Below are 22320 nucleotides of genomic sequence, written 5' to 3' on the forward strand. Positions count from 1 at the left end.
GCGTCCCTCATTCGGGCTGCACGAGCAGAGCCGCGGCGGCGACCACGGTCTTCTTGTGCGTGATCGAGACACGCACGGTCCGCCGCGACGCGACCCGGGCGGCCTCCCCACGCAGTTCGACGCGCGGGGACCCGTCCGCGGCGCGTTCGACGCGGATGTTCCGAGGTGCGATCCCCTGCAGCAGACCCCTGCCCAGCGCCTTGAGGACGGCCTCCTTGGCGGCGAAGCGGCCGGCCAGGTACTCCAGGCGCCTGACGCCTTGGAGAGCCCGTGCCTGCTCGATCTCCTCCGGCGCGTAGCAGTAGCGCAGGAACCAGCCGCGCGTCACGAGCCTCTTCAGTTCGTCGCGGTCGAGAACGTCCAGACCGACGCCTACGGGCCGCCCGGATGTCACGAGGCGTCCTTGAAGACCGCCAGCCGCTGCCGGGACAGCAGTTCCTCGGGCGTGTCCCGCTCCCGCACCAGGGTCACCTGTCCGTCGTGCACGAAGACTTCCGCGGGGTAGCCGTGACCGAGGAACAGCCCGGGCGAGGCGGTGGGGCCGTAGGCGCCGGACCGCTCGATGCCGAGCAGGTCGCCGGGCCGGACTTCGGGAAGCCTGACCTTCTTCACGAGCGTGTCGTTCGGGGTGCACAGCGGTCCGGTGACGGTGTAGGTGCCGGTGGGCTCGGCCGAGGGGCTGCCCAGGTGGACGACGGGGAAGTTCCGTTTCACGAAACTCCCGATGCCCACTGCGGCCATATGGTGATTGGTGCCGCCGTCCGCCACGACGAACAACTCCCCCATCGACTCCTTCACATAGACGGCCCGTGTCACATAGATACCGGCGTCGGCCGCGAGGAACCGGCCCAGCTCCATGATGATCCGGCAGGACGGGTGCCGGGCACGGAATTCGCCCACCGGACCCCGCATACCTTTGCCGAGTTCGGCGGTGTCGAGGTCCGACTCGTTCTCGAAGTAGGCCACACCCAGACCGCCCCCGAAATCCACGAAGGAAAGGTCTACACCCAGCTCCGTGGCGAGGTCTTCCGCCATCCGGAGAATGCTCTCCGTGTTCGCGACGACGTCCCGGTGATCGAGAAAACGGGTACCCATATAGGCATGGAAACCCTTCACCTCGACGTGCCTCAAGGCGTCGAGCAAGGGCCGCGCCTGACGGACTTCCTTCTCGTCCACACCGAATTGCCGCGGCTTTCCTCCCATCGACAGCCCGGACCCCTTGCTGTGGAAGCTCGGGTTGACCCGCAGCACCGCGGGGAACGGGGCGGCCCCCCGCGCGGCCGCGACCTCGTCCAGGAGCCGGAGTTCCGCGAGCGACTCGCAGACCACGGCGGAGATGCCGGCCGAGACACACGCCTCGAGGTCGGCCCGGCTCTTTCCCGGCCCGAGGAAGATGATGTCCGCCGGGTCCACCCCGGCCCGCATGGCGGTCATCAGTTCCGTCAGCGACGACACTTCCGCGCCTGCGCCCTGGGCTCCGAGAAAGCCGCACACGCTGATGTTCGGATTCGCTTTCAGGGAATAGAGGACTTCCACTCCGTCCGGCAGCGCTTCCGCAAGCCTCCGATACGTTTCGCTGAGAACTTGCGCGTCGTAGATGAATAGAGGTGTTCCGAACTCGTCCACGATGTCTTCGACAGGAAGGCCCTGGATGTGCGCCTTCGGATTTTCGGGCAAGTGCACCCCTCCCGCTGTCTCGGCTTGCTGTTCCCAAAACCGTAGGGGAGGAGCCGAGCGGCGTCATATCGCGCACCGGGGAATCCGGCCAACTTGGGACGGCGTGCGATGGATGAAGGGCGGCCGTGTATCCCCGAGGTTCCCGACGTCATGCGCCATCGACCGACAGTTGTGACCCACGCCACACGGCAACTATCCATCTTCGTAACTAAAGGTTCATAAAGGGCTATACAGACATACAGTGACAATCGCACGGCAGGCCGGGCTGCAGCGTGGCCAGAAGTCATCGAAGCCCAGGAGGACTCACCGCCGAACAGGCATACGGGTGTGAGGTCTGAGGCATGGGCAGCGCAAGGGGGCCAAGCGGATACGCGGTATCGGACCGCGGTGATTCCAGACGGCTCGCGGGGCAGCCACCGGCCGGCTCCTGGCCCTCACGCACCGACTCCCGGCCGCACGGCCCCGGTCTCCCGTCCGGCGCATCCGCTGGTCTCACCACCGGTCCGCCGAATCAGTCCTGACGTCACTGCCGTTGAGGAGTAGGCATGACCATCACCCAACCGGACCTGAGCACCTTCGAGAGCCTGGAGTCCGAGGTGCGCAGCTACTGCCGTGGCTGGCCCACCGTGTTCGACCGCGCGCAGGGCAGCCGGCTGTACGACGAGGACGGCCATGCGTACCTCGACTTCTTCGCCGGTGCCGGATCACTCAACTACGGCCACAACAACCCGGTGCTCAAACGGGCGCTGATCGACTACCTGTCCCGGGACGGGATCACCCACGGCCTGGACATGTCGACCACGGCCAAACGCTCGTTCCTGCAGACCTTCCAGGACCTGGTGCTGCGCCCGCGCGATCTGCCGTACAAGGTCATGTTCCCCGGCCCGACCGGCACCAACGCCGTCGAGTCGGCACTGAAGCTGGCCCGCAAGGTCAAGGGCCGCGAGGCCATCGTGTCCTTCACCAACGCCTTCCACGGCATGTCCCTGGGCTCGCTCGCCGTGACCGGCAACGCCTTCAAGCGGGCCGGCGCCGGCGTCCCCCTGGTGCACGGCACCCCGATGCCGTTCGACAACTACTTCGACGGCACCGTCCCCGACTTCCTGTGGTTCGAGCGGCTCCTGGAGGACCAGGGCTCCGGCCTGAACAAACCCGCCGCGGTGATCGTGGAGACCGTGCAGGGCGAGGGCGGCATCAACGTCGCCCGCCCCGAGTGGCTGCGCGCCCTCAAGGAACTGTGCGAACGGCAGGACATGCTGCTGATCGTCGACGACATCCAGATGGGCTGCGGCCGCACCGGCGCCTTCTTCTCCTTCGAGGAGTCCGGCATCACCCCCGACATCGTCACCGTCTCCAAGTCGATCAGCGGCTACGGACTGCCGATGTCCCTGTGCCTGTTCCGGCCCGAACTCGACGTCTGGGAGCCCGGCGAACACAACGGCACCTTCCGCGGCAACAACCCCGCGTTCGTCACCGCCACCGCGGCCCTGGAGACCTACTGGACCGATCCTCATATCACCCGCCAGACGGCCTTACTCGGCCGACAGGTGGAGCAGTCCCTCCTGGCGATCTGCGACGAACACCGCGCCGCCGGTGCCCGCTACCGGGGCCGCGGCCTGGTGTGGGGCCTCGAGTTCCACAACAAGAGGCGCGCCGGGCTGATCGCGCGACGCGCCTTCGAACTCGGCCTGCTCGTCGAGACGTCCGGCCCTGACAACGAGGTCGTCAAGCTGCTCCCGGCCCTCACGATCCCCCCTGAGGAACTGGACGAAGGACTCGGCACGCTGGCCCGCGCCGCCCGGGAGGTCGCGGACTAGAGGGTCCCGGTCCGGCTCTCGCCCGCGCGTCGTCAGGAACCGGTGGGCCGTCTCGGTGCGCTCCACGAGCGTGCGCGCGCGTGAGTGAATGGCCCCCATGGGCGAACTCAGCGGCTTCACGGGGCAGTACGACGGCGAGCGGCTCAGCGGGGTGTGCGGCGGTCCTCGCGGGCGGGCCACGGTGGTGCTGCTGCACGGGGCGGGCAACGGGAGCAAGGAGCGGCTGCTGCCGCTGGCGGGCGAGTTCGCCGCCGCCGGCTGTCACGCGCTGGCGTTCGACTTCTCGGGTCACGGTGAAAGCAGCGGCACGCTCGCGCGGTTGAGCCTGCGGCGCCGGTTCGAGCAGGCGGTGGCGGTGATCGACGCGCACGCGCCGGCGGCCGATCCGCTGCTTCTGGTCGGCTTCAGCATGAGCGGGCAGACGGTCGCCGACCTGGTGCGCCACTACGGCGGCCGGGTGGCGGGACTCGCCCTGTGCGCGCCCGCCGTCTACGCGCCGGACGCCTGGGACCTGCCCTTCGGGGACGGCCGGGGCCGGTTCACCGAGATCCTGCGCACTCCGGACAGCTGGCGGGACTCCCCGGCGCTCCGGGTGTACGGGGCGTACGCGGGCCGGGCGGTGCTGACCGTGCCCGGCACCGACACGGTGATCCCGGCGGCCGTGACCCGGGCGCTGCACGAGGCGCTGTCCGCGCGCGCCGACTACACCCGGCTCGAACTCCCGGACGCCGACCACAAGCTGGGCCTGTGGTTCCGCGAGCACGCGCGGGACCGGCGGCGGCTGGTGAGCGCGCTGCTGACGGCGCCGGGCGGGCCGGCCGGCGAAGTGCCCGGCGCCGTCGTGGATCAGCGGTTGTAGCGCATGAACGCCCGCACCATGTGGCACGTGATGTCGGACGGCGGGCGCATGCCGATCGTCTCGGCGGTGGCGCGGATGGTGTCGTTGCCCGCCTGGTCCGGCAGATAGGTCCCGGAGTCGAGCAGGGCGATGGCCAGGCGCATGGCCTTCAGGCGCCGGTTGTGCGTGACGTACCACTCCCGGGGGCGGCCGGCCGGCAGGGGCCGCTTCGTCAGGGGCTCGTACGGCGAGTCGAACAGCACGGGACGCTTGGCGGTGGACTGGGTCGGCGAGGGCTTCGGCTGTAGGGCGGCAGCGGGCACGGGCATCCTCCTGACGCGATCAGGGCACCGGCCGGCGAGCCCGGCGGCACCCTCGAACACTGCTTCTATTCTACGGCCGACCACTGACAAAAGCCCCTGGCCACAAGGGCTTTCGGGGCGCCCGGGACGCGGGTGACGGACGGTTTCTCGCGTACCGTTAGGGCATGGAGATCTGGATCAATCCGGCCTGTTCGAAGTGCCGCAGCGCGATCAGCACGCTCGACGCCGAGGGGGTCGAGTACACCGTGCGGCGCTATCTGGAGGATGTGCCGAGCGAGGACGAGATCAAGGCCGTGCTCGGGCGGCTGGGACTGGAGCCCTGGGACATCACGCGGACCCAGGAGGCGGTCGCCAAGGAGCTGGGCCTCAAGGACTGGGCGCGGGACGAGGGGTCCCGGGACCGCTGGATCAAGGCGCTCGCCGAGCACCCGAAGCTGATCCAGCGGCCCATCATCACCGCGGACGACGGGACCGCCCTGGTGGCCCGCACGGACGAGGCCGTCCAGGAGGCCATCGGCCACGGCCGGACCTCGTCCTGACCGACCGGGCCCGCCCGGGGAACCGGCGCGCCGGCCTCGTCCCGGTCAGTCGCGGGCGTCCAGGAAGCCGGTGAGCCGGGCCGCCAGGGCGGGTGGGGCCGACTGCGGCAGGGCGTGGTGGGAGATGCCGGGGAGCACGGCGGTCGTCACGCGCGGCAGCAGGGCCTCGGCGCCCGCCGTCACCCGGAGCGGATCGTGGGCCCTGCCGCGCCCGGCCACGAGCACCAGCACCGGCACCGTAAGGGCGCGCAGCGCGTCCGGTGCCGGGCGCGGGCCGGTGACCGGCTTGGCGGCCGGGAAGCCGGCGGCGGCCTCCTGGAGGCGCAGCCAGTCGGGGTCGGGGGCCGTTCCCCCGGTCTCCCACTCCAGGAAGGCGCGGACCCGGCCCGGCGTGGGCCGCAGCAGCATCGGCAGGGCGTGCAGCACATAGCCCGGCCGGTACCCGGTGAAGCACTGGGTGGGGTCCAGCAGGAACAGGCGGCGGACCCGGCCGGGGGCGCGCAGGGCGTGGTGCAGGGCGATCCAGGCGCCGTACGAGTGCCCGCCCACGTCGGCCGAGGCCAGGCCCAGGCCGTCCAGGACCGCGTCCAGCCAGCCGGTCAGGTCGGCGACCGTGCGGGGGTGCCGGCCCGGCGGCGGCACGCTGAGTCCGGGGGCGCCGGGCAGGTCGGCGGCGTAGACCCGGCGGGCGGCGGACAGCGGCCCGGCCTGGGCGTACCAGGTGAGGGAGGTGGCCCCGCCGCCGCCCGGCAGCAGGAGCAGCGGGGGCGCGTCGCGCGGGCCGCAGGCGTTGACGCGGGTGGTGCCGTGGGGTGTGGGTATGCTCAGCGCCTCGCGGTCGGCGGGCCACTTCGCCCAAACCGCCTCGTACGCGCTCCGGAAGGCGTCACTGTCGTAACCGGTCACCGTACGGCCCCCTGATGTCTCGCCGGTACCACCACTTCGTGATCCGCGACACAATACGCCCAGGTAACACGGGGTTCACACAAGGGCAATGGCCGGGAAACGGCCTGTTGACAGTCTCCGGGCAGATCGAGGCGGCGCCGTCGCGCCGCAGCGCCCGCGAGTGCGCCCGAACCACCCGAAGGAAGTGCCCCCCGTGACCTTCAAGGCCGAGTACATCTGGATCGACGGCACCGCGCCGACGGCCAAGCTCCGTTCCAAGACGAAGATCATCACGGGTGCCCCGGCCGGTCTCGACGCGCTGCCGCTGTGGGGCTTCGACGGGTCGTCCACCAACCAGGCCGAGGGCCACGCCTCGGACCGCGTGCTCAAGCCGGTCTTCAGCTGCCCGGACCCGATCCGCGGCGGCGACGACATCCTGGTGCTGTGCGAGGTCCTGAACACGGACATGACCCCGCACGCCTCCAACACCCGCGCCGAACTGGCCGAGGTCGCCGAGCGGTTCGCCGCGCAGGAGCCGATCTTCGGCATCGAGCAGGAGTACACCTTCTTCGCCGGCACCCGCCCGCTGGGCTTCCCCGAGGGCGGCTTCCCGGCCCCGCAGGGCGGCTACTACTGCGGTGTCGGCGCCGACGAGATCTTCGGCCGGGACGTCGTCGAGGCGCACCTCGACAACTGCCTGAAGGCCGGTCTCGGCATCTCCGGCATCAACGCCGAGGTCATGCCGGGCCAGTGGGAGTTCCAGGTCGGCCCGCTCGCCCCGCTGGAGGTCTCCGACCAGCTGTGGGTGGCCCGCTGGCTGCTCTACCGCACCGCCGAGGACTTCAAGGTCTCCGCCACCCTCGACCCCAAGCCGGTCAAGGGCGACTGGAACGGCGCGGGCGCGCACACCAACTTCTCCACCAAGGCGATGCGCGAGGGCTACGACGCGATCATCACCGCCTGCGAGTCGCTGGGCGAGGGTTCCAAGCCGCTGGACCACGTCAAGAACTACGGCGCCGGCATCGACGAGCGCCTGACCGGTCTGCACGAGACCGCCCCCTGGGACAAGTACACCTACGGCGTCTCCGACCGCGGCGCCTCGGTCCGCATCCCGTGGCAGGTCGAGCAGGAGGGCAAGGGCTACATCGAGGACCGCCGCCCGAACGCCAACGTCGACCCCTACGTGGTGACCCGCCTGCTGGTGGACACCTGCTGCTCGGCGCTGGAGAAGGCCGGCCAGGTCTGATCCGCCCCGGCTCGCGAAGGGGCGCCCGCCGTCACGGCGGGCGCCCCTTCCGCACGCCCGGCGGACACCCCTCCCACAGGCTCACGCCCGCCCGTCGCCCATGCCCGCGGGTGCCTCCGGCGCACGCCCACGAGTGCCCTTCCCTCACCCGGTGTCCGCATGCCGAGACAGCGATCCGGCCGCATTCGGGCCCGCAACCCGCTGATCAGGGCCGCCACCACGGCCCCGGCGGCTCCCGTGACGCCGACTTCACGCCACGGTCACGTCCACCTTGTGAGAGAACCCTCGTGCCCGGCGCGCGCCTCTGCTTCAATGGGCGCATGGCCAGCTTCCAGAAGATCACCGCGACGGGTCGCCATGACCTCGAGCCCTTCTGGCCCTCCCGCCAGCACCACGACTTCGACCGGGTGTGTTGTCGCGCGATGACCGCGCGGGCCCTCTGAAGCCGTACACCCCGGCCTTCGGCCAGCGCGGAACGACGTACGTCCCCGGCGCGCCCCGACCACGAATCGCGGCCGTCGCCCCTCCCGACGAACCTCTCGCGCGAAAGAGCTGACCTCCCATGGCGACCACCCGTTCCGTCACCCCCGCCTCCCCGCCCGCCGCTCCCGCCCGGCACCGGCTGCGCGCCGTCGACCGGGACGAGGTCGTGGACGTCGCGGACTTCCTGCCGCCGGGCGCCACCTGGCTGCCGGCCCCCCAGCACACCCTGCCCGTCCTGCCCGGCCGGCCGCCGATGGTCGGCTACCTGGTGCTGGTCCCGGCGGACCAGCGGCCGCCGTTCGCGCCGGTCGCGGTGCCCGACCGGGCGGACCGTACCGAACAGGCCCCGGACCGGGCCCCCGAGCCGCTGGTGCGGATCGACCCGGTGCGCCGCACCGCCGCCGTCGACGGCCGTGAACTCGACCTGACCTACCTGGAGTTCGAACTGCTCGCGCACCTGGTGGCGCACCCGCACCGGGTGCACACCCGCGACCAGCTGGTCACCACGGTGTGGGGGTACGGCCATGTCGGCGACGGCCGCACCGTGGACGTGCACATCGCCCGGCTGCGCCGCAAGCTGGGCGCCGAGCACCGCCGGACGATCCAGACCGTGCGCCGGGTCGGCTACAAGTACATTCCGCCGACCGCCGGTTGACCCCTTTCCGCCCTCGGCGGACCGTGGTGCGCTCCGTGCCCGGACCGGGCAGGCTGCCCGGCATGAGACTTCTCGTGCTGGGCGGAACGGAGTTCGTGGGGCGGGCCGTGGTGGAGGCGGCGCTCGGGCGCGGCTGGGAGGTGACCGTGTTCCACCGCGGACGTCACGAAGCGCCCCCCGGCGCACGGGTGTCGACCGGTGACCGCACCGCCGAGGGCGGCCTGGCCGCGCTCGCCGAGGGCGACTGGGACGCGGTGGTGGACACCTGGTCGGCGGCGCCCCGCGCGGTCCTGGAGGCGGCGCGGCTGCTGCGGGGCCGCGCCGGGCGGTACGCATACGTCTCCAGCCGGTCGGTGTACGCCTGGCCCCGCCCGCCCGGGGCCGGCGAGGACGCCCCGGTGGTCGAGGGCGCGGCGGACGCCGGGGCGACGGAGTACGCCCAGGACAAGCGGGGCGGCGAACTGGCCGTCCTGGAGACCTTCGGCGCCGAGCGCTCGCTGCTGGTGCGGGCCGGGCTGATCCTCGGCCCGTACGAGAACGTCGGCCGGCTGCCCTGGTGGCTGGACCAGGTCGCCCGCGGCGGTCCGGTCCTGGCGCCGGGCCCGCGCGACCTGCCGATCCAGTACGTCGACGCCCGCGACCTCGCCGAGTGGCTGCTCGGCGCCCTGGAGCAGGAGTTGAGCGGACCGTACGACCTGGTGAGCCCGCCCGGGCACACCACCATGGGCGCACTGCTCGACGCGTGCGTCGCGGCGACCGGCGCGGACGCGGAGCTGTGCTGGGCCGAGCCGGAGCGCATCCTGGAGGCCGGGATCGAGCCGTGGACCGAGCTGCCGGTGTGGGTGCCGCCGGGCGGCGAGACGTACGACGCCGTCCACCGGGCCGACGTCGGGCGGGCGCTGGCGACCGGACTGGTGTGCCGGCCGGTGTCGGAGACCGTCTCGGACACCTGGCGGTGGCTGACCGCGATCGGCGGTGTGGCGCCCCGAAGGCCCGACCGCACGACCCCGCGGCTCGCCCCCGAGGTGGCGGCGAAGGTGCTGGCCGGCCTGCGCGGGGGTGTACCTGGCACCACCCCCCGAGAGGGGGCCTCGGGCCAGTGACCCCCGGCCGGGGGTCGGCGAGACTGGCCGCATGAACAGCGAAGACAAGAGCGGCCACGCCCGGCGGGTACTGCTGGCCGCCGTCCGGGGGCTGGTGCTGTCCCTCATCGTGCTGCCCTTCGGCGTGGCCTTCCTGGTACTGATCCCGCTGTCCCTCGCGCTGATACCGCTCGGCATCGGGCTGGTGACGACTCCGGCCGTGCTCACCGGGCTCAGGGCGCTGGCGGACGCGCGCCGCAGGCTCGCGGCCGAGTGGTGCGGGGTGCGCATCCGGGCGGCCTACCGGCCCGTCCCGCGCGGCGCCAATCCGTGGACCCGCACCTTCACGATGCTGGGCGACCCCCAGACCTGGCGGGACGTGCGCTGGCTGCCGGTGGACACCACGGCCGGCTTCGTCACCGCGCTGCTCCCGGCCCTGCTGCTGCTCTACCCCGTCGAGGGGCTGCTGCTGCCGGCCGGCCTGTGGCGGGCGTACGCACACGGCGGCACCTACTGGTACGCGTTCGTCCCGGTCACCGGGGAGGCCGGCGCCCTCGCCGCGGGCGTGCTCGCCCTCATTCTGCTCGCCGTCTCCTGGCGCGTCACCCCGCTCCTGCTGACCGCGCACTTCCGGCTCACCCGGGCGATGCTGGACAACGGGAACGGCGAACTCGCGGAACGGGTGCGGGTGCTGACCGAGACCCGGCGGGACGCGGTGGACACCTCCGCCGCCGAGCTGCGCCGCATCGAACGGGACCTGCACGACGGGGCGCAGGCCCGGCTGGTCGCCATGGGCATGGACCTCGGCACCATCGAGATGCTGCTCGACAAGGACCCGGCGCAGGCCCGGACGCTGCTCGCGCAGGCCCGCCGCAACTCGGCCGACGCCCTGGAGGAGCTGCGCGGCCTGGTGCGCGGCATCCATCCGCCGGTCCTCGCCGAACGCGGACTCGGGGACGCGGTGCGGGCGTTGGCGCTGCGGCTGCCGCTGCCCGCCGAGGTCACGGTGGAGCAGACGGGCCGCGCCGACGCGCCCGTGGAGTCGGCCGCCTACTTCGCGGTCAGCGAGGTGCTCACCAACGCGGTCAAGCACTCCGGCGCCGACCGGATCTGGGTGGACCTGCACCACGGCGAGGGCCGGCTGCGGATCACGGTCACCGACAACGGCAGGGGCGGCGCGGCGATCGGCGCGGGCACCGGGCTCGCCGGGGTGGAGCGGCGGCTCGGTACATTCGACGGCGTCCTGGCCGTCAGCAGTCCCCCGGGCGGCCCCACCATGGTGACCATGGAGATCCCGTGCGTGTTGTCCTAGCCGAAGACCTCTTCCTGCTGCGCGACGGACTGGTCCGGCTGCTCGAGGCGTACGGCTTCGAGATCGCGGCGGCAGTCGAGTCCGGCCCCGAACTGTCCCGCGCGCTCGCCGAGTTGCGGCCGGACGTGGCGGTGGTCGACGTACGGCTGCCGCCCACCCACACCGACGAGGGCCTGCAGTGCGCGCTGGCCGCCCGGCGGGCGCGGCCGGGGCTGCCGGTGCTGGTCCTCTCCCAGCACGTGGAGCAGCTGTACGCGCGCGAGCTGCTCGCCGACGGGGACGGGGCGATCGGCTATCTGCTCAAGGACCGGGTCTTCGACGCGGACCAGTTCGTGGACGCCGTACGGCGGGTGGCGGCAGGGGGTACGGCGATGGATCCGCAGGTCATCCAGCAGCTGCTGGCCCGGGGCGGCCCGGCCGGCGACCGGCCGCTCGACCGGCTCACCCCACGCGAGCGGGAGGTGCTGGAGCTGATGGCGCAGGGCCGGTCGAACGCGGGCATCGCCGCCCAGCTGGTGGTCACCGAGCGGGCGGTGGCCAAGCACACCTCCAACATCTTCGGCAAGCTGGGCCTGGAGGTGTCGGACGACGACAACCGGCGTGTCCTCGCGGTGCTGGCGTATCTCGACGGCGGCCACCGCTGAGACGGGAAACCGCTGTGCTCGGCGGCACGGGTGTGCGAGGGTGACGCGGTGAATGAGGACTGGGAAGACCGTGCGGCCGCCGCCTGGGCCGCCTTCGCGCGTGACGAGTACCCGCAGGAGCGGGCGGCGGAGTTCCGCGCGCTGATCGACGGACTCGTGGCCGAACTGCCCGACGACAGCCCGCTGGGACCCTTCGAACGGGCCTGCGCCTTGGACTCGACCGGGCACTCCGACCGCGCCGTGCCGCTGTACCGGGAGGCACTGGCGCGCGGCCTGGACGGCTACCGGGGGCGGCGGGCCAGGATCCAGCTGGCCAGCTCGCTGCGCAACACCGGGCAGGCGGAGGAGGGCGTCAAGCTGCTCACCCCCGAACTGGACGCGCCGAGCGACGAGTTGGACGACGCCGTGCGGGCCTGTCTGGCGCTGTGCCTGTCCAGCCTCGGCCGGGACCGCGAGGGGCTGTCGCTCGTGCTCGGCGCGCTGGCTGCCCATCTGCCGCGCTACCAGCGGTCGATGGCCAACTACGCCCGCGCCCTGGTCGATCCGGAGGCATGAGCGCGCCGCTTGACGGTGACCTACCAAGGGCTCGCTCGTTTTCCCGGACGTGCAGTCACAGGATGTAGCCCAGCGTCACGCCCCCGCCTCCGGCCGCCCGGCCGGCCTGGAGCAGGCCGAGGCCTCGCTCGTGGAGCACTACCCACGGCTGGTCCGGCTCGCCTATCTGGTGCTGCCGCCGGACCTCGGCCGCGAGCGCCGGGTGCTCACCGCACACGCCCTCGCCCAGCGCGCCCTGCCCCGGGGCCGCAAGCAGGCGTCCCTGATCCCGGCCCAGACACCGCGCCGGACGCCCGCGGCCGGCGAGGCCCCGGACGACGACCCCGGGTACGCCTACCTCCGCGAGCGGGTCCTGCGCGCGGCCCTGGCGGCGGCCCGCCCGCGCACGGGCCGGCCCCGGCCGCTCCCCCGGGTGTGGGGCCTGCGGCTGGCCCCGCGCACCGGCGGCGCGGACGAACGCGCCCTGGAGCAACGGCTGTCGAAGCTGTCCGGGCCGGCCCGCGCGGCCTATGTGCTGCGCGGTCTGGAGCGGCTGCCCGACGCCGCCGTCCGCAAGGTCCTCAAGGCCGCCGGGGTGGCCGACCCGGGCGGCGCGCTGGCCTCGGCGAACAGCGTGCCCGCGCAGCCGGGGCTGCTCGCCTCCCCCGAGTTCGACCCGTGCGCCCTCCAGGCCCGGCCCACCGATCTGATGCGCCGCCGCCAGCACACCAGGGCGGCGCTGGGCGCGCTGGCCGCCCTCGCGGTGTGCGGGGCGCTGGTCGCGCTGCCGGGCGGCGGCTGGGGTCCGGACGGCGCCGCCGCGCCCGTCTACGCCGGCAACCCGGCCGCCGAGGCCGCCCTCGACCCGGCCAAGCTGGCCCGCGTCTCCCCCACCGCCTGGCGCTCCGCCGCCCGCACCGACTTCTCGGCCTGGCCGGCGCGCGGCGCGCTCACCGGCGACCGGGACCTGCTGCGCCGCGCGCTGGCCGTCTGGGCGCGGCCCGGCGGGAACGTCCGGGTCTCGGCCACCCCCGGCACCCAGACCGGCGGCCCGGCGGGCCCGCCCCAGCTGCTGTACGCGGGCCGGGTGGACGCCGCCCGGGTGGTGGTCTTCTACGACGGGCTGCGCATCGCCCGCTACGCCGAACCGGCGGACGGCACCGCGGGCGCGGCCCTGGACTTCGCCCGGGTGGACGGCGCGACCGGCGCCGAGGCGAGCGCGCTGGTGCTGGGCCGCTCGGACGGCAATGTGCAGTACCTGCTGGCCCCCTGGGTGAAGACGGCGGCCACCCGGGACCTGATGAAGCCGGCCTCCGCGCCGAGCGCCCTGAAGGTCGCCGACGGCGTCACCGCCCCGCTGACCAGCCCCGCCCTGTCCACCGGCGACTGCACCTCGTGGACCGTGCTCCAGCTGTCCGACGGTGCGGGCACCCAGCTCTCCACCGACCTCGGCGAGCTGGTCCCGGCGCATCTGACCGCGGGCCGGCCGGGCGCGGTGGGCGAGGCCGCCGGGCCGGAGGGGCTCCAGGCGTGGGCGCCGTTCGCCTGCTCGCTGGCGACCGAGCGCTCCTCGGGCGTGCGCGGCGTCAACGCCTGGGAGTTCGCGGAGCAGCCGCTGCCCGACGGCAGCGGGGCGGGCCAGTGGGTGTGCACCCGGGCCGAGACCTGGCGCGGCGACGGCACCGCGGCGCTGGCCCAGTTCCGCACGCCCGGCGCGCGGTACGGGGCGGTCACCGCCAAGGGCACGGACGTCACCGCGTGCGGTCCGCGTGATCCGCACGTGCTGGCCGGGGTGCTGTGGAAGTCCCGGGGCGGGCACTGGTACCTGCTGGCTGCGGGCGGCCCGGACACGGTGGCGATCCACGCGAGCGGCGGGATCACCGCCTCCGCGCCGGGCTCGTTGCTGATCGCCAAGGCCACGCGGGGGGCGCGGGCGGAGCTGAAGGGCTCGCTGGCGGGCGGCCGGGAGATCGACGGGCTGCACTGACCGACTTGCGTGACATCCGCGTCAACAAGAGGCACCGAGGGGGTTCTCACCCGCCGTACCCGTCAGTACATTGACGCCATGTCTAATACGCAGGCCCGGCCGGTGGAGTCCGAGCGCGTGCCGCTCAAGGCCCGCAACGTGTCCTTCTCGTGGGAGGACACGCCGCTGCACTGGGTGCCCGGCGATCCCTTCGCCACACACACCATCAACGTGCTGCACCTGCTGCTGCCCGCCGGGGAGCGCTGGTTCGTGCACGTGTACAAGCAGGCGCTGCCGCTGATCGAGGACGAGCGGCTGCGCGCGGACGTCATCGGGTTCATCGGCCAGGAGGCCGTGCACTCCCAGTCCCACGACGAGGTGCTGCCGCACCTGCGCGAGCAGGGCCTGGACCCGACGCCGTACACCGCGCAGGTCGACTGGTTCTTCGAGAAGCTGCTCGGCGACCGCACCCTGCCGCCGGGCCGGGCGCGCCGCTGGTGGCTGCTGGAGCGGGTGGCGCTCATCGCGGCCATCGAGCACTACACCGCCTTCCTCGGCGACTGGGTGCTGGGCGCGGCCGAGCTGGACCGGCGCGGCGCCGACCCCACCATGCTGGACCTGCTGCGCTGGCACGGCGCGGAGGAGGTCGAGCACCGCTCGGTCGCCTTCGACCTCTTCCAGCACCTCGACGGGAGCTACCGGCGCCGGGCCCGCACCTGGGCGGCCGCCTTCACCGCCCTGGTCTTCCTCTGGCAGCGCGGGGTGCGCTTCTTCATGGAGAACGACCCGACGCTGACCGCCCCCAGGTACTCCGTGAAGGACTTCCACGACCGCGGCCGGCAGGGCGTGCTGCCAGCCACCGGCGCCATGCTGAGGTCCATCCCGCGCTATCTCGCCCGCGGTTACCACCCGTCCCACGAGTTCTCCACCGCCCAGGCCGTGGCCTATCTGGAGGCCTCCCCCGCCGCGCTCGCCGCACAGCGGGCCGAGCCGTCCGCGCGGGAGGCCGCGTGATGCCGAGGCTGCCTGCCGTCGCCCTGGTCGCGGGCGCCGCCCTGCTCACCCGCCGTGCCCTCGCCCGCCGGGTCCGGGTCTCGCCGCTGTGGCCGCTGCCCGCGCTGGACCCGCCGCTGTCCGGCCGGCCGCGCCCCCGGGCCCTGCGGCTGCTGCTCACCGCGCACGAGACGATCGCCGACGGCGTCGTCCGACTGTGTCTGGAGGGGGACGACTTGCCCCGCTGGACGCCCGGGGCGCATCTCGACCTGGTGCTGCCCTCCGGGCTGGTGCGGCAGTACTCGCTGTGCGGGGACCCCGGGGACACCTCGTCGTACACCGTCGCCACCCGGCTGGTCGAGGACGGCCGGGGCGGCTCCCGGGAGGTCCACGAGCAGCTGGCCGAGGGCATGGAGCTGGAGGTGCGCGGGCCGCGCAACCGCTTCCCGCTGGCCGAGGCGGAGTCGTACGTCTTCGTCGCGGGCGGCATCGGCATCACCCCGGTGCTGCCGATGCTGCGCGCGCTGCCGGAGCACGCCGGGTGGCGGCTGCTGTACTGCGGGCGGACCCGGGCCTCGATGCCCTTCCTGGAGGAGCTGGGCGAGCTGGCCGGGGACCGGCTGACGGTCGTCGCCGAGGACGAGGAGGGGCGGCCGGACCTGGACGCCCTGTTCGAGGGCGTGGCGGCGGGCACGGCGGTGTACTGCTGCGGCCCCGAGGGGCTGATGGACGCGGTCGCCGAGCGGGTGCCCGAGGGTGCCGCGCTGCATCTGGAGCGGTTCGCGCCGCGTGCTCCGGCGGACGGCGACGCCGCGTTCGAGGTCGAACTGCGGCGCACCGGGCGGACGGTGGCCGTGCCCGTCGGCACCACCGTGCTGGACGCCGTGCGCCGGGAACTGCCGGACCTCGCCTACTCCTGCGAGCAGGGCTTCTGCGGGACCTGTCAGCAGCGGGTGCTGGAGGGCGAGGTGGAGCACCGGGACGAGCTGCTCTCGGATGCGGAGCGTGCCGACTCGATGCTGATCTGTGTCTCCAGGGCCCGGGGGGAGCGTCTTGTCCTGGACCTGTGACCCAGCGATGTGAACACCCATTCGGGTCCGGACCGTTGGCGGCCGGATCCGCTCGGTAAGGTGTTCGCATGAGTACCGGGGTTCGCCGCAGGATGGGCGTCGAGGAGCGGCGGCAGCAGCTGATCGGTGTCGCCCTCGACCTGTTCAGCCGCCGCTCGCCCGACGAGGTCTCCATCGACGAGATAGCGGCGGCCGCGGGCATCTCGCGGCCGCTGGTGTACCACTACTTCCCCGGCAAGATGAGCCTGTACGAGGCCGCGCTGCAGCGTGCCTCGGAGGAGCTGAAGGCCCGCTTCACCGAGCCCCACGAGGGTCCGCTCGGGACGCGGCTGCTGCATGTGATGGGCCGCTTCTTCGAGCACGTGGACGAGCACGGCCCCGGCTTCTCGGCCCTGATGCGCGGCGGCCCCGCGGTGGGCTCGACGACCACCAACGCGCTGATCGACTCCGTGCGGCAGGCGGCGTACGACCAGATGCTCGCCCATCTCGGGATCGCCGACGCGCCGCCGCGGCTGGAGCTGGTCATCCGCTCCTGGATCTCGCTGGCCGAGTCCACCGCGCTGATCTGGCTGGACGGCCGGCGCATTCCGCGTGCGGAGCTGGAGGTCCAGTTGGTGCACGACTTCGCCGCGCTGGTCGCCGTCAGCGCCGTCCAGGACGAGGGCATGGCGGACGTGCTGCGCGCCATGCTCAAGGACGAGCCGGCCGACGGCCCCTTCGCGGAGCTCGTCGGCCGGCTGTCCACCCTGGCTTCCCCGCCTCTCTAGGGTCTTTCGTTTGGATCAGCACCCAGCACGCGTGTCACCAACGTCCCGGGACAGCACACCTAGGACCGGGTGAACACCGCCACGGTCCGGGCCGGCACGGTGAAGGTGCCGCTGCCGGCGGCGTAGGCGGAGGTCTTCACCACCGGGTCCGCGCCGGTGGCCTGCACCGGGTGCAGCCGGTAGTGCGCCCCGGCCAGGGCGGCGACCTTCTGCTCCTGGCGCTGCGGGGTGGCGTTGAAGACGACGACCAGATCGCCGAGCCTCATGGTGATCACGCCCGGCGTCTCGTCCTTGCCGGACAGCGGGAAGGACAGCCGGTCCTGGACCTGTCCGGCGGTGTCGAGCGAGAACGCCTTCTCCGTCGTGCGGATGCGCAGCAGGTCCTGGTAGGCGGCCGAGGCGCCGGTGATCTGCGGGCAGCCGACCTTGACGGAGGTCAGCAGCGGCTCGGCGTACGGCCACTTGTCCTGGTTGTCGGCGGCCATGGGCAGTCCCCGGCCGAAGCCGTTGCCGTCGGCGCAGTTCCAGTGGATGGCGTTGAACCAGTCCCCGCTGTCGAAGGAGTTGCGGTCCAGCGACTTCGAGCGCAGCAGGTCGGTGCCCGCCTGGGAGAGGGACGGCCCCTGCGAGAGGGTGGCCGTGGCCATCGCCAGGACCTGCATCCGGGCCCGGTCCGCCGCGGACGTGCCCCGGGGCAGCTTGTAGGTGAGCGCGTCGAACAGGGACTCGTTGTCGTGCGCGTCCACGTAGGCGAGGGCGTCGCCTGGCGCGGCCGCGTATCCGGCGGGCGCTCCGTTGTAGTCGACCTCCGCGCCGGTGACCTCCTTGCCGTCGGTGTCCGTGAAGCGGTACTTGGCGAGGTTGCCGGTCAGCCCGACCTTGATCAGGTCCTGGTAGTGCAGCAGCCGGGCCTTCTGCTCGGCCGCGGTGCCGCCCGCCGCCGAGCCGTTGGGGTCGGTGAACAGGCCGGAGGCGAAGCCCTGGACGCCGGGGTCGGCGTCGAAGGGGCTGCCGCCGCGCACCGCGTCCCGGGCCCGGTCGGAGAAGGTGGCGATGCCGGTGCCGGCCATGTTGGCCTGCGTGGCCTGCACGAAGCGGGCGTCGTTCGCCACCTCGCCGAAGTTCCAGCCCTCCCCGTACAGGATGATCTTCTTGCCGTCGACGCCGTCCTTCTCGAGGGTGAGCGCGTCGAGGGCCTTGCGGACCGCGAGGATGTTGGCCTTCGGGTGGTGGCCCATGAGGTCGAAGCGGAACCCGTCGACCTTGTACTCCTTGGCCCAGGTGACGATCGAGTCCACGACCAGCTTGCCCATCATCGCGTTCTCCGGCGCGGTGTTGGAGCAGCAGGTGGAGTTGGCGACCGAGCCGTCGGCGAGCAGCCGCTGGTAGTAGCCGGGCACGATCTTGTCCAGGACTGAGGTGTCCGCCTGACCACTGGCCGAGGTGTGGTTGTAGACGACGTCCATCACGACCCGCAGGCCGTCCTGGTTGATCCCCTGCACCATCTGCCGGAACTGCCGGGTGCGCGCGGTGCCGTCGGGGTCGGTGGCGTACGAGCCCTCGGGCACCGTGAAGTGGTACGGGTCGTAGCCCCAGTTGTAGGCGTCCTGCGCGGCGCTCTTCGCCACGCACGCCTGCTGCCGGTCGGAGTCGGCCGGGTAGGAGGCGAGATCGCAGTCGGGGCTCCGCTGGTCGGCCTTCTTCTCCGGCACGGTGGCGAAGTCGAAGACGGGCAGCAGGTGCACGTACGACGTCCCGGACTTCGCCAGTTCCTTCAGATGCTTGGAGCCGTCGCTGTTCTTGTCCGTGAAGGCGAGGTAGGTGCCCCGGTCCTTCGCCGGGACGGTCTTGTCCGCGACCGAGAAGTCCCGGACGTGCAGCTCCTGGATCTGGGCGTCCTTCAGCGGCACGGCCTTGGGCTTGCGCAGCGCGGACCAGCCGCCCGGGGCGAGGGACGCGTCGTCCAGGTCGGCGACGACGCTGCGCTCGGAGTTCGCGGTGAGGGCGACCGAGTAGGGGTCGGTGACCTTGTTGGTGACCATCCTGCCGACGCTGGGCGCCCAGACCTTGACCACGTACCGGTACCGACCGCCCTTCCAGGACGCGGGGCCGGTGACCGACCAGACGCCGGTGGTGTCGTCCCGGTGCATGGCCCTGAGCGCGCCGTCCAGTTCCAGGGACACGCTCTGGGCGGTCGGCGCCCACACGGAGAGGGTGGGCCTGCCGTCGTGGAAGACCGGGCCCAGCCGGGCCTTGGTGGCGGCCGGGTAGAGGTCGTCCAGCACGCCCGCGGTCTGCACCCCGGTCGCGGCCAGCACGGCCCCGTTCGCGGCGCGCTGCGAGGCGACCAGCTGACCGGTCAGCGCCGCGCGCACCCGGTCGCGGTCACGCGGGTCCACCGACCAGGCGGTGTAGTCCTTCAGGTACGGGAACTTCGCCTTCTGCGCGTCGGTCAGGGTGGTCTTCTCCAGCCGCAGCCAGCGCTCGTCGTCGCTGGTCAGCGTCCCGTCCTTGACGGTGATCGAGCCGTCGCGGGAGGACAGGAGCTGGGTGGAGACGGCGCCGTCCACGCCGTTCCAGGCGACCGTGTCCCGGTCGATCCAGACCGCCTTGGAGGTGGTCAGGTCGAGGGCGGCCGCGTTGCCCGCGGGCTGCGGCAGCAGGTGCTCGTCCTGGCCGTTCAACAGCCACACCTCGTAGCCGTCCGCCCCGAGGTCCAGGGACTGGTCGGCGGCGAGGTCCTTCTCGTCGCCCTTGTGGATGATGTAGCTGAGGCTGGTGGCACCCGCGGCGAGCGGGACCTCGAAGACCGCGCCATAGGCATCAGTCTTCACCGGCTTCAGCGGGGCCGACCAGTCGGTGGGGTTCGCGGCGCCCGTCCAGACGTGCAGGCCCCAGCCGTCGTAGTTCCCGTCCGCGCGGTGGTAGTGGACGACCGCCTTGGTGGTGTCCGGCGCGGGATACGCGGGCCGCTGGGTCAGCGTGTCGGTCTTGCCCTGCTCGACCCAGACCTCACCCGTCTTGGTGACGTCGATGGTCCGGTCGGCGGAGACGTCCTTGTTCCCGTTCTTGTCGACCACCAGGAAGCCGACGCTGGAGGCGCCCGGCTTGAGCTTGACGTAGGCGAAGGCGCCCCAGGCGTCGCGGCCGACGAAGGGGTGGCCGGCCGGCCAGGTGGTGGCCTCGCCGTCGGCGAGGTCGCCCCACGCGTACAGGTTCCAGTCGGCGTAGTCGCCGTCGGTGCGCCGGTAGTGGACGATCGCGTAGTCGCGGGAGGACGCGGTGGGCGGCGCGGGCGCGGGCGGGGTGCCGGTGGTGCTGCTCGCCAGGGCGCTCGCGGTGTGCCCGGCGCTGTCGATCACGACGGCCTTGTAGCGCAGGGCGGTACCGGCCGGGACCTTGGCGTTCAGGGTCTGGGTGACCTGGTAGGGCGCGTGGTCGGCGGAGCCCAGGACCTGCCACTTGCCGTTGCCGGTCTGGGCGGCGAAGACCACCCGGTTCAGGCCGCCGCCCTCGACGCCGGCACGGACCGTCACGGTGCCGGTGGCCCCGGCGGCCGGGGCGTCCAGGGTGAGGGACGGCTTGGCGGCCGGCTTGTCGAGGGGACGCGACGCCTTGTAGACGACGGCGGACTCGGCCGGGACGGTGACGGTGACCTTGTGGTCGCCGTCGGAGGTCAGGGTGCCGTCGGCGCCGTAGACGCCCCGGTAGGGCATCCGGGCCGAACCGGTGGCGAAGGTCGCGGACTTGGCCTCGGCCGCGTTGTTGAACGCGACGACGTACTCCTGGCCGGTGCGCGCGTCGGTGCGGGTGAAGGCGTAGATCCCGGCGCCGTCGGCCGCGTACCGCTCGGTCTGCACGCCGTCGGCCAGGGCCGGGTTGGCCTTGCGCAGCGCGGACAGGGCGGCGATGTCCTTGTAGAGCGGGGCGCTCGTGTCGTAGGAGTCGCTCGCGGCCGTGCGGTCGGTGCCGATCTCGTCGTCCGCGAGGTAGTCGGGCACCCGGGAGGCGAACATGGTCTGGCGGGCGTCCTTGTCGCCGCCGGAGCCGGTGAAGCCCTGTTCGTCGCCGTAGTAGACGACCGGGTTGCCGCGGCTGAGGAACATCACCTCGTTGGCGAGCCGGTCCTTCTTCAGCAGTTCGGCGTCGGAGGCGCCGGGGTTGTCCTGCTTGAGGAAGTATCCGATGCGGCCCATGTCGTGGTTGCCGAGGAAGGTGACCTCCTCGTACGCGTTGGCCTTGTCGGTCGTGTACTTGTAGTCGTCACCGAGGACGTTCGCCAGCTTCCGCGCGCTCGCGCCCTGGGAGGCGTAGCCGCGGGCCGCGTCTTGGAAGGGGAAGTCGAGGGTGGCGTCGAGCCGGCCCTGGGTGACGTACGGGGCGGTGACCGAGGTGTCGGTGTCGTAGGTCTCGCCGAACAGGAAGAAGTTCTTGCGGCCGTGCGCCGCCGCGTAGGTGTCGAGCGCGGTGGCCCACTGGGTCCAGAAGGGCATGTCGACGTTCTTGGCGGTGTCGATGCGGAAGCCGTCGACGGCGAAGTCCTTCACCCACCGCTCGTAGATCCGCTCCATGCCGTGGACGACCTCGGGCCGCTCGGTCCACAGGTCGTCCAGGCCGGAGAAGTCGCCGTAGGTGCCGGACTCGCCGGCGAAGGTCGAGTCGCCCCGGTTGTGGTACATCGTCGGGTCGTTGAGCCAGGCCGGGACCTTGGTTCGGGCGGTGACACGGGGGGTGTACGGGAAGGAGGCGGCGGAGACGGCGGGGAACGTCCCGCCGCCGCCGGCGTAGTCGGCGTCGTCGAAGGGCCTGCCGTCCTCGGTGAGGTACGGGTAGGCGCCCTTGGTGCGGTAGTCGGAGGAGTTCTCCTCGTTCTTCACCACGTCGGCGGTGTGGTTGGTGATGACGTCGAAGAAGACCTTCATGCCCTTGGCGTGCGCCGTGGAGATGAGGTGCGCCAGGTCCTGGTTGGTGCCGAAGTGCGGGTCGACCTGGGTGAAGTCGGTGATCCAGTAACCGTGGTAGCCGGCCGAGGCGTTGGCCCCGGTGCCCTGCACCGGGATGTTCTTGAAGATCGGCGCCAGCCACAGGGCGGTGGTGCCGAGCCCCTTGATGTAGTCCAGCTTCCGGGTCAGGCCCTTGAGGTCGCCGCCCTGGAAGAAGCCCTTGTCGGTGGGGTCGTAGCCGGTCGTCATGCGCGAACCGGTGAGGCCGCCCTGGTCGTTGGCCTTGTCGCCGTTGGCGAAACGGTCCGGCATGACGAAGTAGAACTGCTCACGGGTGTCGTCGTGCCGGGCCGGCTGGGCGGCGAGGGCCGCGTCCGACGGGGGCGGGGGCGGGGCGGCGGCCTGGTCGGCGTGGGCCGTGAGCGGCTGCACGAGGGCGGCCGCGAGGGCGGCGACGACGAGGGCCGCGGCTCTCTTGCGGCGGGTGGTGCGGCGCCCGGGGGACGCCGGCCATCTCGGTATCACAGGTGGGAACTCCTTGCGATG

The 22320-nt window shown here is 72.6% G+C and carries 19 protein-coding genes; 14 read left to right on the top strand and 5 right to left on the bottom strand.

Annotated elements, in window-relative coordinates; translation table 11 throughout:
* Positions 1-7: 7 nt before the first annotated feature.
* A complete protein-coding gene (locus tag BLW85_RS40115) occupies positions 8-394 on the bottom strand; it encodes a holo-ACP synthase (RefSeq protein WP_074992108.1) in 387 nt (128 codons plus the stop codon).
* A complete protein-coding gene (locus tag BLW85_RS12935) occupies positions 391-1677 on the bottom strand; it encodes a type III PLP-dependent enzyme (protein WP_070022035.1) in 1287 nt (428 codons plus the stop codon). The genes BLW85_RS40115 and BLW85_RS12935 overlap by 4 nt, the downstream gene beginning before the upstream one ends.
* Positions 1678-2222: 545 nt before the next feature.
* Here BLW85_RS12935 and ectB point away from each other — a divergent pair.
* Positions 2223-3494 (top strand): diaminobutyrate--2-oxoglutarate transaminase, encoded by a 1272-nt coding sequence (ectB, locus tag BLW85_RS12940; protein ID WP_074992109.1) that lies wholly within the window; start codon positions 2223-2225, stop codon positions 3492-3494.
* A 97-nt stretch (positions 3495-3591) separates the two neighbouring features.
* Positions 3592-4353 carry an alpha/beta hydrolase gene (locus BLW85_RS12945; RefSeq protein WP_239697923.1) on the top strand — a complete coding sequence of 254 codons (762 nt, stop codon included), beginning with the start codon at positions 3592-3594 and terminating at the stop codon, positions 4351-4353.
* Here BLW85_RS12945 and BLW85_RS12950 read toward each other — a convergent pair.
* Positions 4341-4655 carry a hypothetical protein gene (locus BLW85_RS12950; protein ID WP_070027640.1) on the bottom strand — a complete coding sequence of 105 codons (315 nt, stop codon included), beginning with the start codon at positions 4653-4655 and terminating at the stop codon, positions 4341-4343. The genes BLW85_RS12945 and BLW85_RS12950 overlap by 13 nt on opposite strands.
* 164 nt (positions 4656-4819) lie before the next feature.
* Here BLW85_RS12950 and BLW85_RS12955 point away from each other — a divergent pair, with 164 nt between their 5' ends.
* Positions 4820-5194, top strand: coding sequence for an arsenate reductase family protein (locus BLW85_RS12955; protein ID WP_074992110.1), 375 nt, complete (start codon positions 4820-4822; stop codon positions 5192-5194).
* A gap of 45 nt (positions 5195-5239) precedes the next feature.
* Here BLW85_RS12955 and BLW85_RS12960 read toward each other — a convergent pair whose 3' ends face one another.
* Complete coding sequence (locus tag BLW85_RS12960; RefSeq protein ID WP_074992111.1) at positions 5240-6100, bottom strand: alpha/beta fold hydrolase; 861 nt, start codon at positions 6098-6100, stop codon at positions 5240-5242.
* A 193-nt stretch (positions 6101-6293) separates the two neighbouring features.
* Here BLW85_RS12960 and glnII point away from each other — a divergent pair, with 193 nt between their 5' ends.
* The 11 genes from glnII to BLW85_RS13010 all read left to right on the top strand — a co-directional run bounded on the left by glnII (position 6294) and on the right by BLW85_RS13010 (position 16831).
* Positions 6294-7325 carry a glutamine synthetase gene (gene glnII, locus BLW85_RS12965; protein ID WP_074992112.1) on the top strand — a complete coding sequence of 344 codons (1032 nt, stop codon included), beginning with the start codon at positions 6294-6296 and terminating at the stop codon, positions 7323-7325.
* Positions 7326-7645: 320 nt separating this feature from the next.
* Positions 7646-7768 carry a hypothetical protein gene (locus tag BLW85_RS40585; RefSeq protein ID WP_257585698.1) on the top strand — a complete coding sequence of 41 codons (123 nt, stop codon included), beginning with the start codon at positions 7646-7648 and terminating at the stop codon, positions 7766-7768.
* A 119-nt stretch (positions 7769-7887) separates the two neighbouring features.
* Positions 7888-8463, top strand: coding sequence for a winged helix-turn-helix domain-containing protein (locus BLW85_RS12970; protein ID WP_074992113.1), 576 nt, complete (start codon positions 7888-7890; stop codon positions 8461-8463).
* A gap of 62 nt (positions 8464-8525) precedes the next feature.
* Positions 8526-9566 carry an NAD-dependent epimerase/dehydratase family protein gene (locus BLW85_RS12975; RefSeq protein ID WP_208624835.1) on the top strand — a complete coding sequence of 347 codons (1041 nt, stop codon included), beginning with the start codon at positions 8526-8528 and terminating at the stop codon, positions 9564-9566.
* A gap of 31 nt (positions 9567-9597) precedes the next feature.
* Complete coding sequence (locus BLW85_RS12980; protein ID WP_074992115.1) at positions 9598-10857, top strand: sensor histidine kinase; 1260 nt, start codon at positions 9598-9600, stop codon at positions 10855-10857.
* A complete protein-coding gene (locus BLW85_RS12985; RefSeq protein ID WP_074992116.1) occupies positions 10842-11501 on the top strand; it encodes a LuxR C-terminal-related transcriptional regulator in 660 nt (219 codons plus the stop codon). Before BLW85_RS12980 ends, BLW85_RS12985 begins: the two co-directional genes overlap by 16 nt.
* Before the next feature lie 48 nt (positions 11502-11549).
* Positions 11550-12056, top strand: a complete 507-nt coding sequence (locus BLW85_RS12990; RefSeq protein ID WP_244174853.1) for a tetratricopeptide repeat protein — start codon at positions 11550-11552, stop codon at positions 12054-12056.
* A 49-nt stretch (positions 12057-12105) separates the two neighbouring features.
* Complete coding sequence (locus tag BLW85_RS12995; RefSeq protein ID WP_074992118.1) at positions 12106-14022, top strand: hypothetical protein; 1917 nt, start codon at positions 12106-12108, stop codon at positions 14020-14022.
* A gap of 78 nt (positions 14023-14100) precedes the next feature.
* Complete coding sequence (locus BLW85_RS13000) at positions 14101-15015, top strand: metal-dependent hydrolase (RefSeq protein ID WP_074992119.1); 915 nt, start codon at positions 14101-14103, stop codon at positions 15013-15015.
* Positions 15015-16064, top strand: a complete 1050-nt coding sequence (locus BLW85_RS13005; RefSeq protein WP_074992120.1) for a PDR/VanB family oxidoreductase — start codon at positions 15015-15017, stop codon at positions 16062-16064. The genes BLW85_RS13000 and BLW85_RS13005 overlap by 1 nt, the downstream gene beginning before the upstream one ends.
* 68 nt (positions 16065-16132) lie before the next feature.
* The gene (locus tag BLW85_RS13010; RefSeq protein WP_071828851.1) at positions 16133-16831 is read left to right on the top strand and encodes a TetR/AcrR family transcriptional regulator; all 699 of its coding nucleotides are present in this window, start codon (positions 16133-16135) and stop codon (positions 16829-16831) included.
* 59 nt (positions 16832-16890) lie between these two features.
* Here the strand turns inward: BLW85_RS13010 and pulA are convergent, their stop codons facing one another.
* The gene (pulA, locus tag BLW85_RS13015; RefSeq protein WP_074992121.1) at positions 16891-22299 is read right to left on the bottom strand and encodes a pullulanase-type alpha-1,6-glucosidase; all 5409 of its coding nucleotides are present in this window, start codon (positions 22297-22299) and stop codon (positions 16891-16893) included.
* Positions 22300-22320 lie beyond the last annotated feature (21 nt).

Origin of the sequence: Streptomyces misionensis (assembly GCF_900104815.1) — a bacterium.
Classification (GTDB): Bacteria; Actinomycetota; Actinomycetes; order Streptomycetales; family Streptomycetaceae; genus Streptomyces; species Streptomyces misionensis.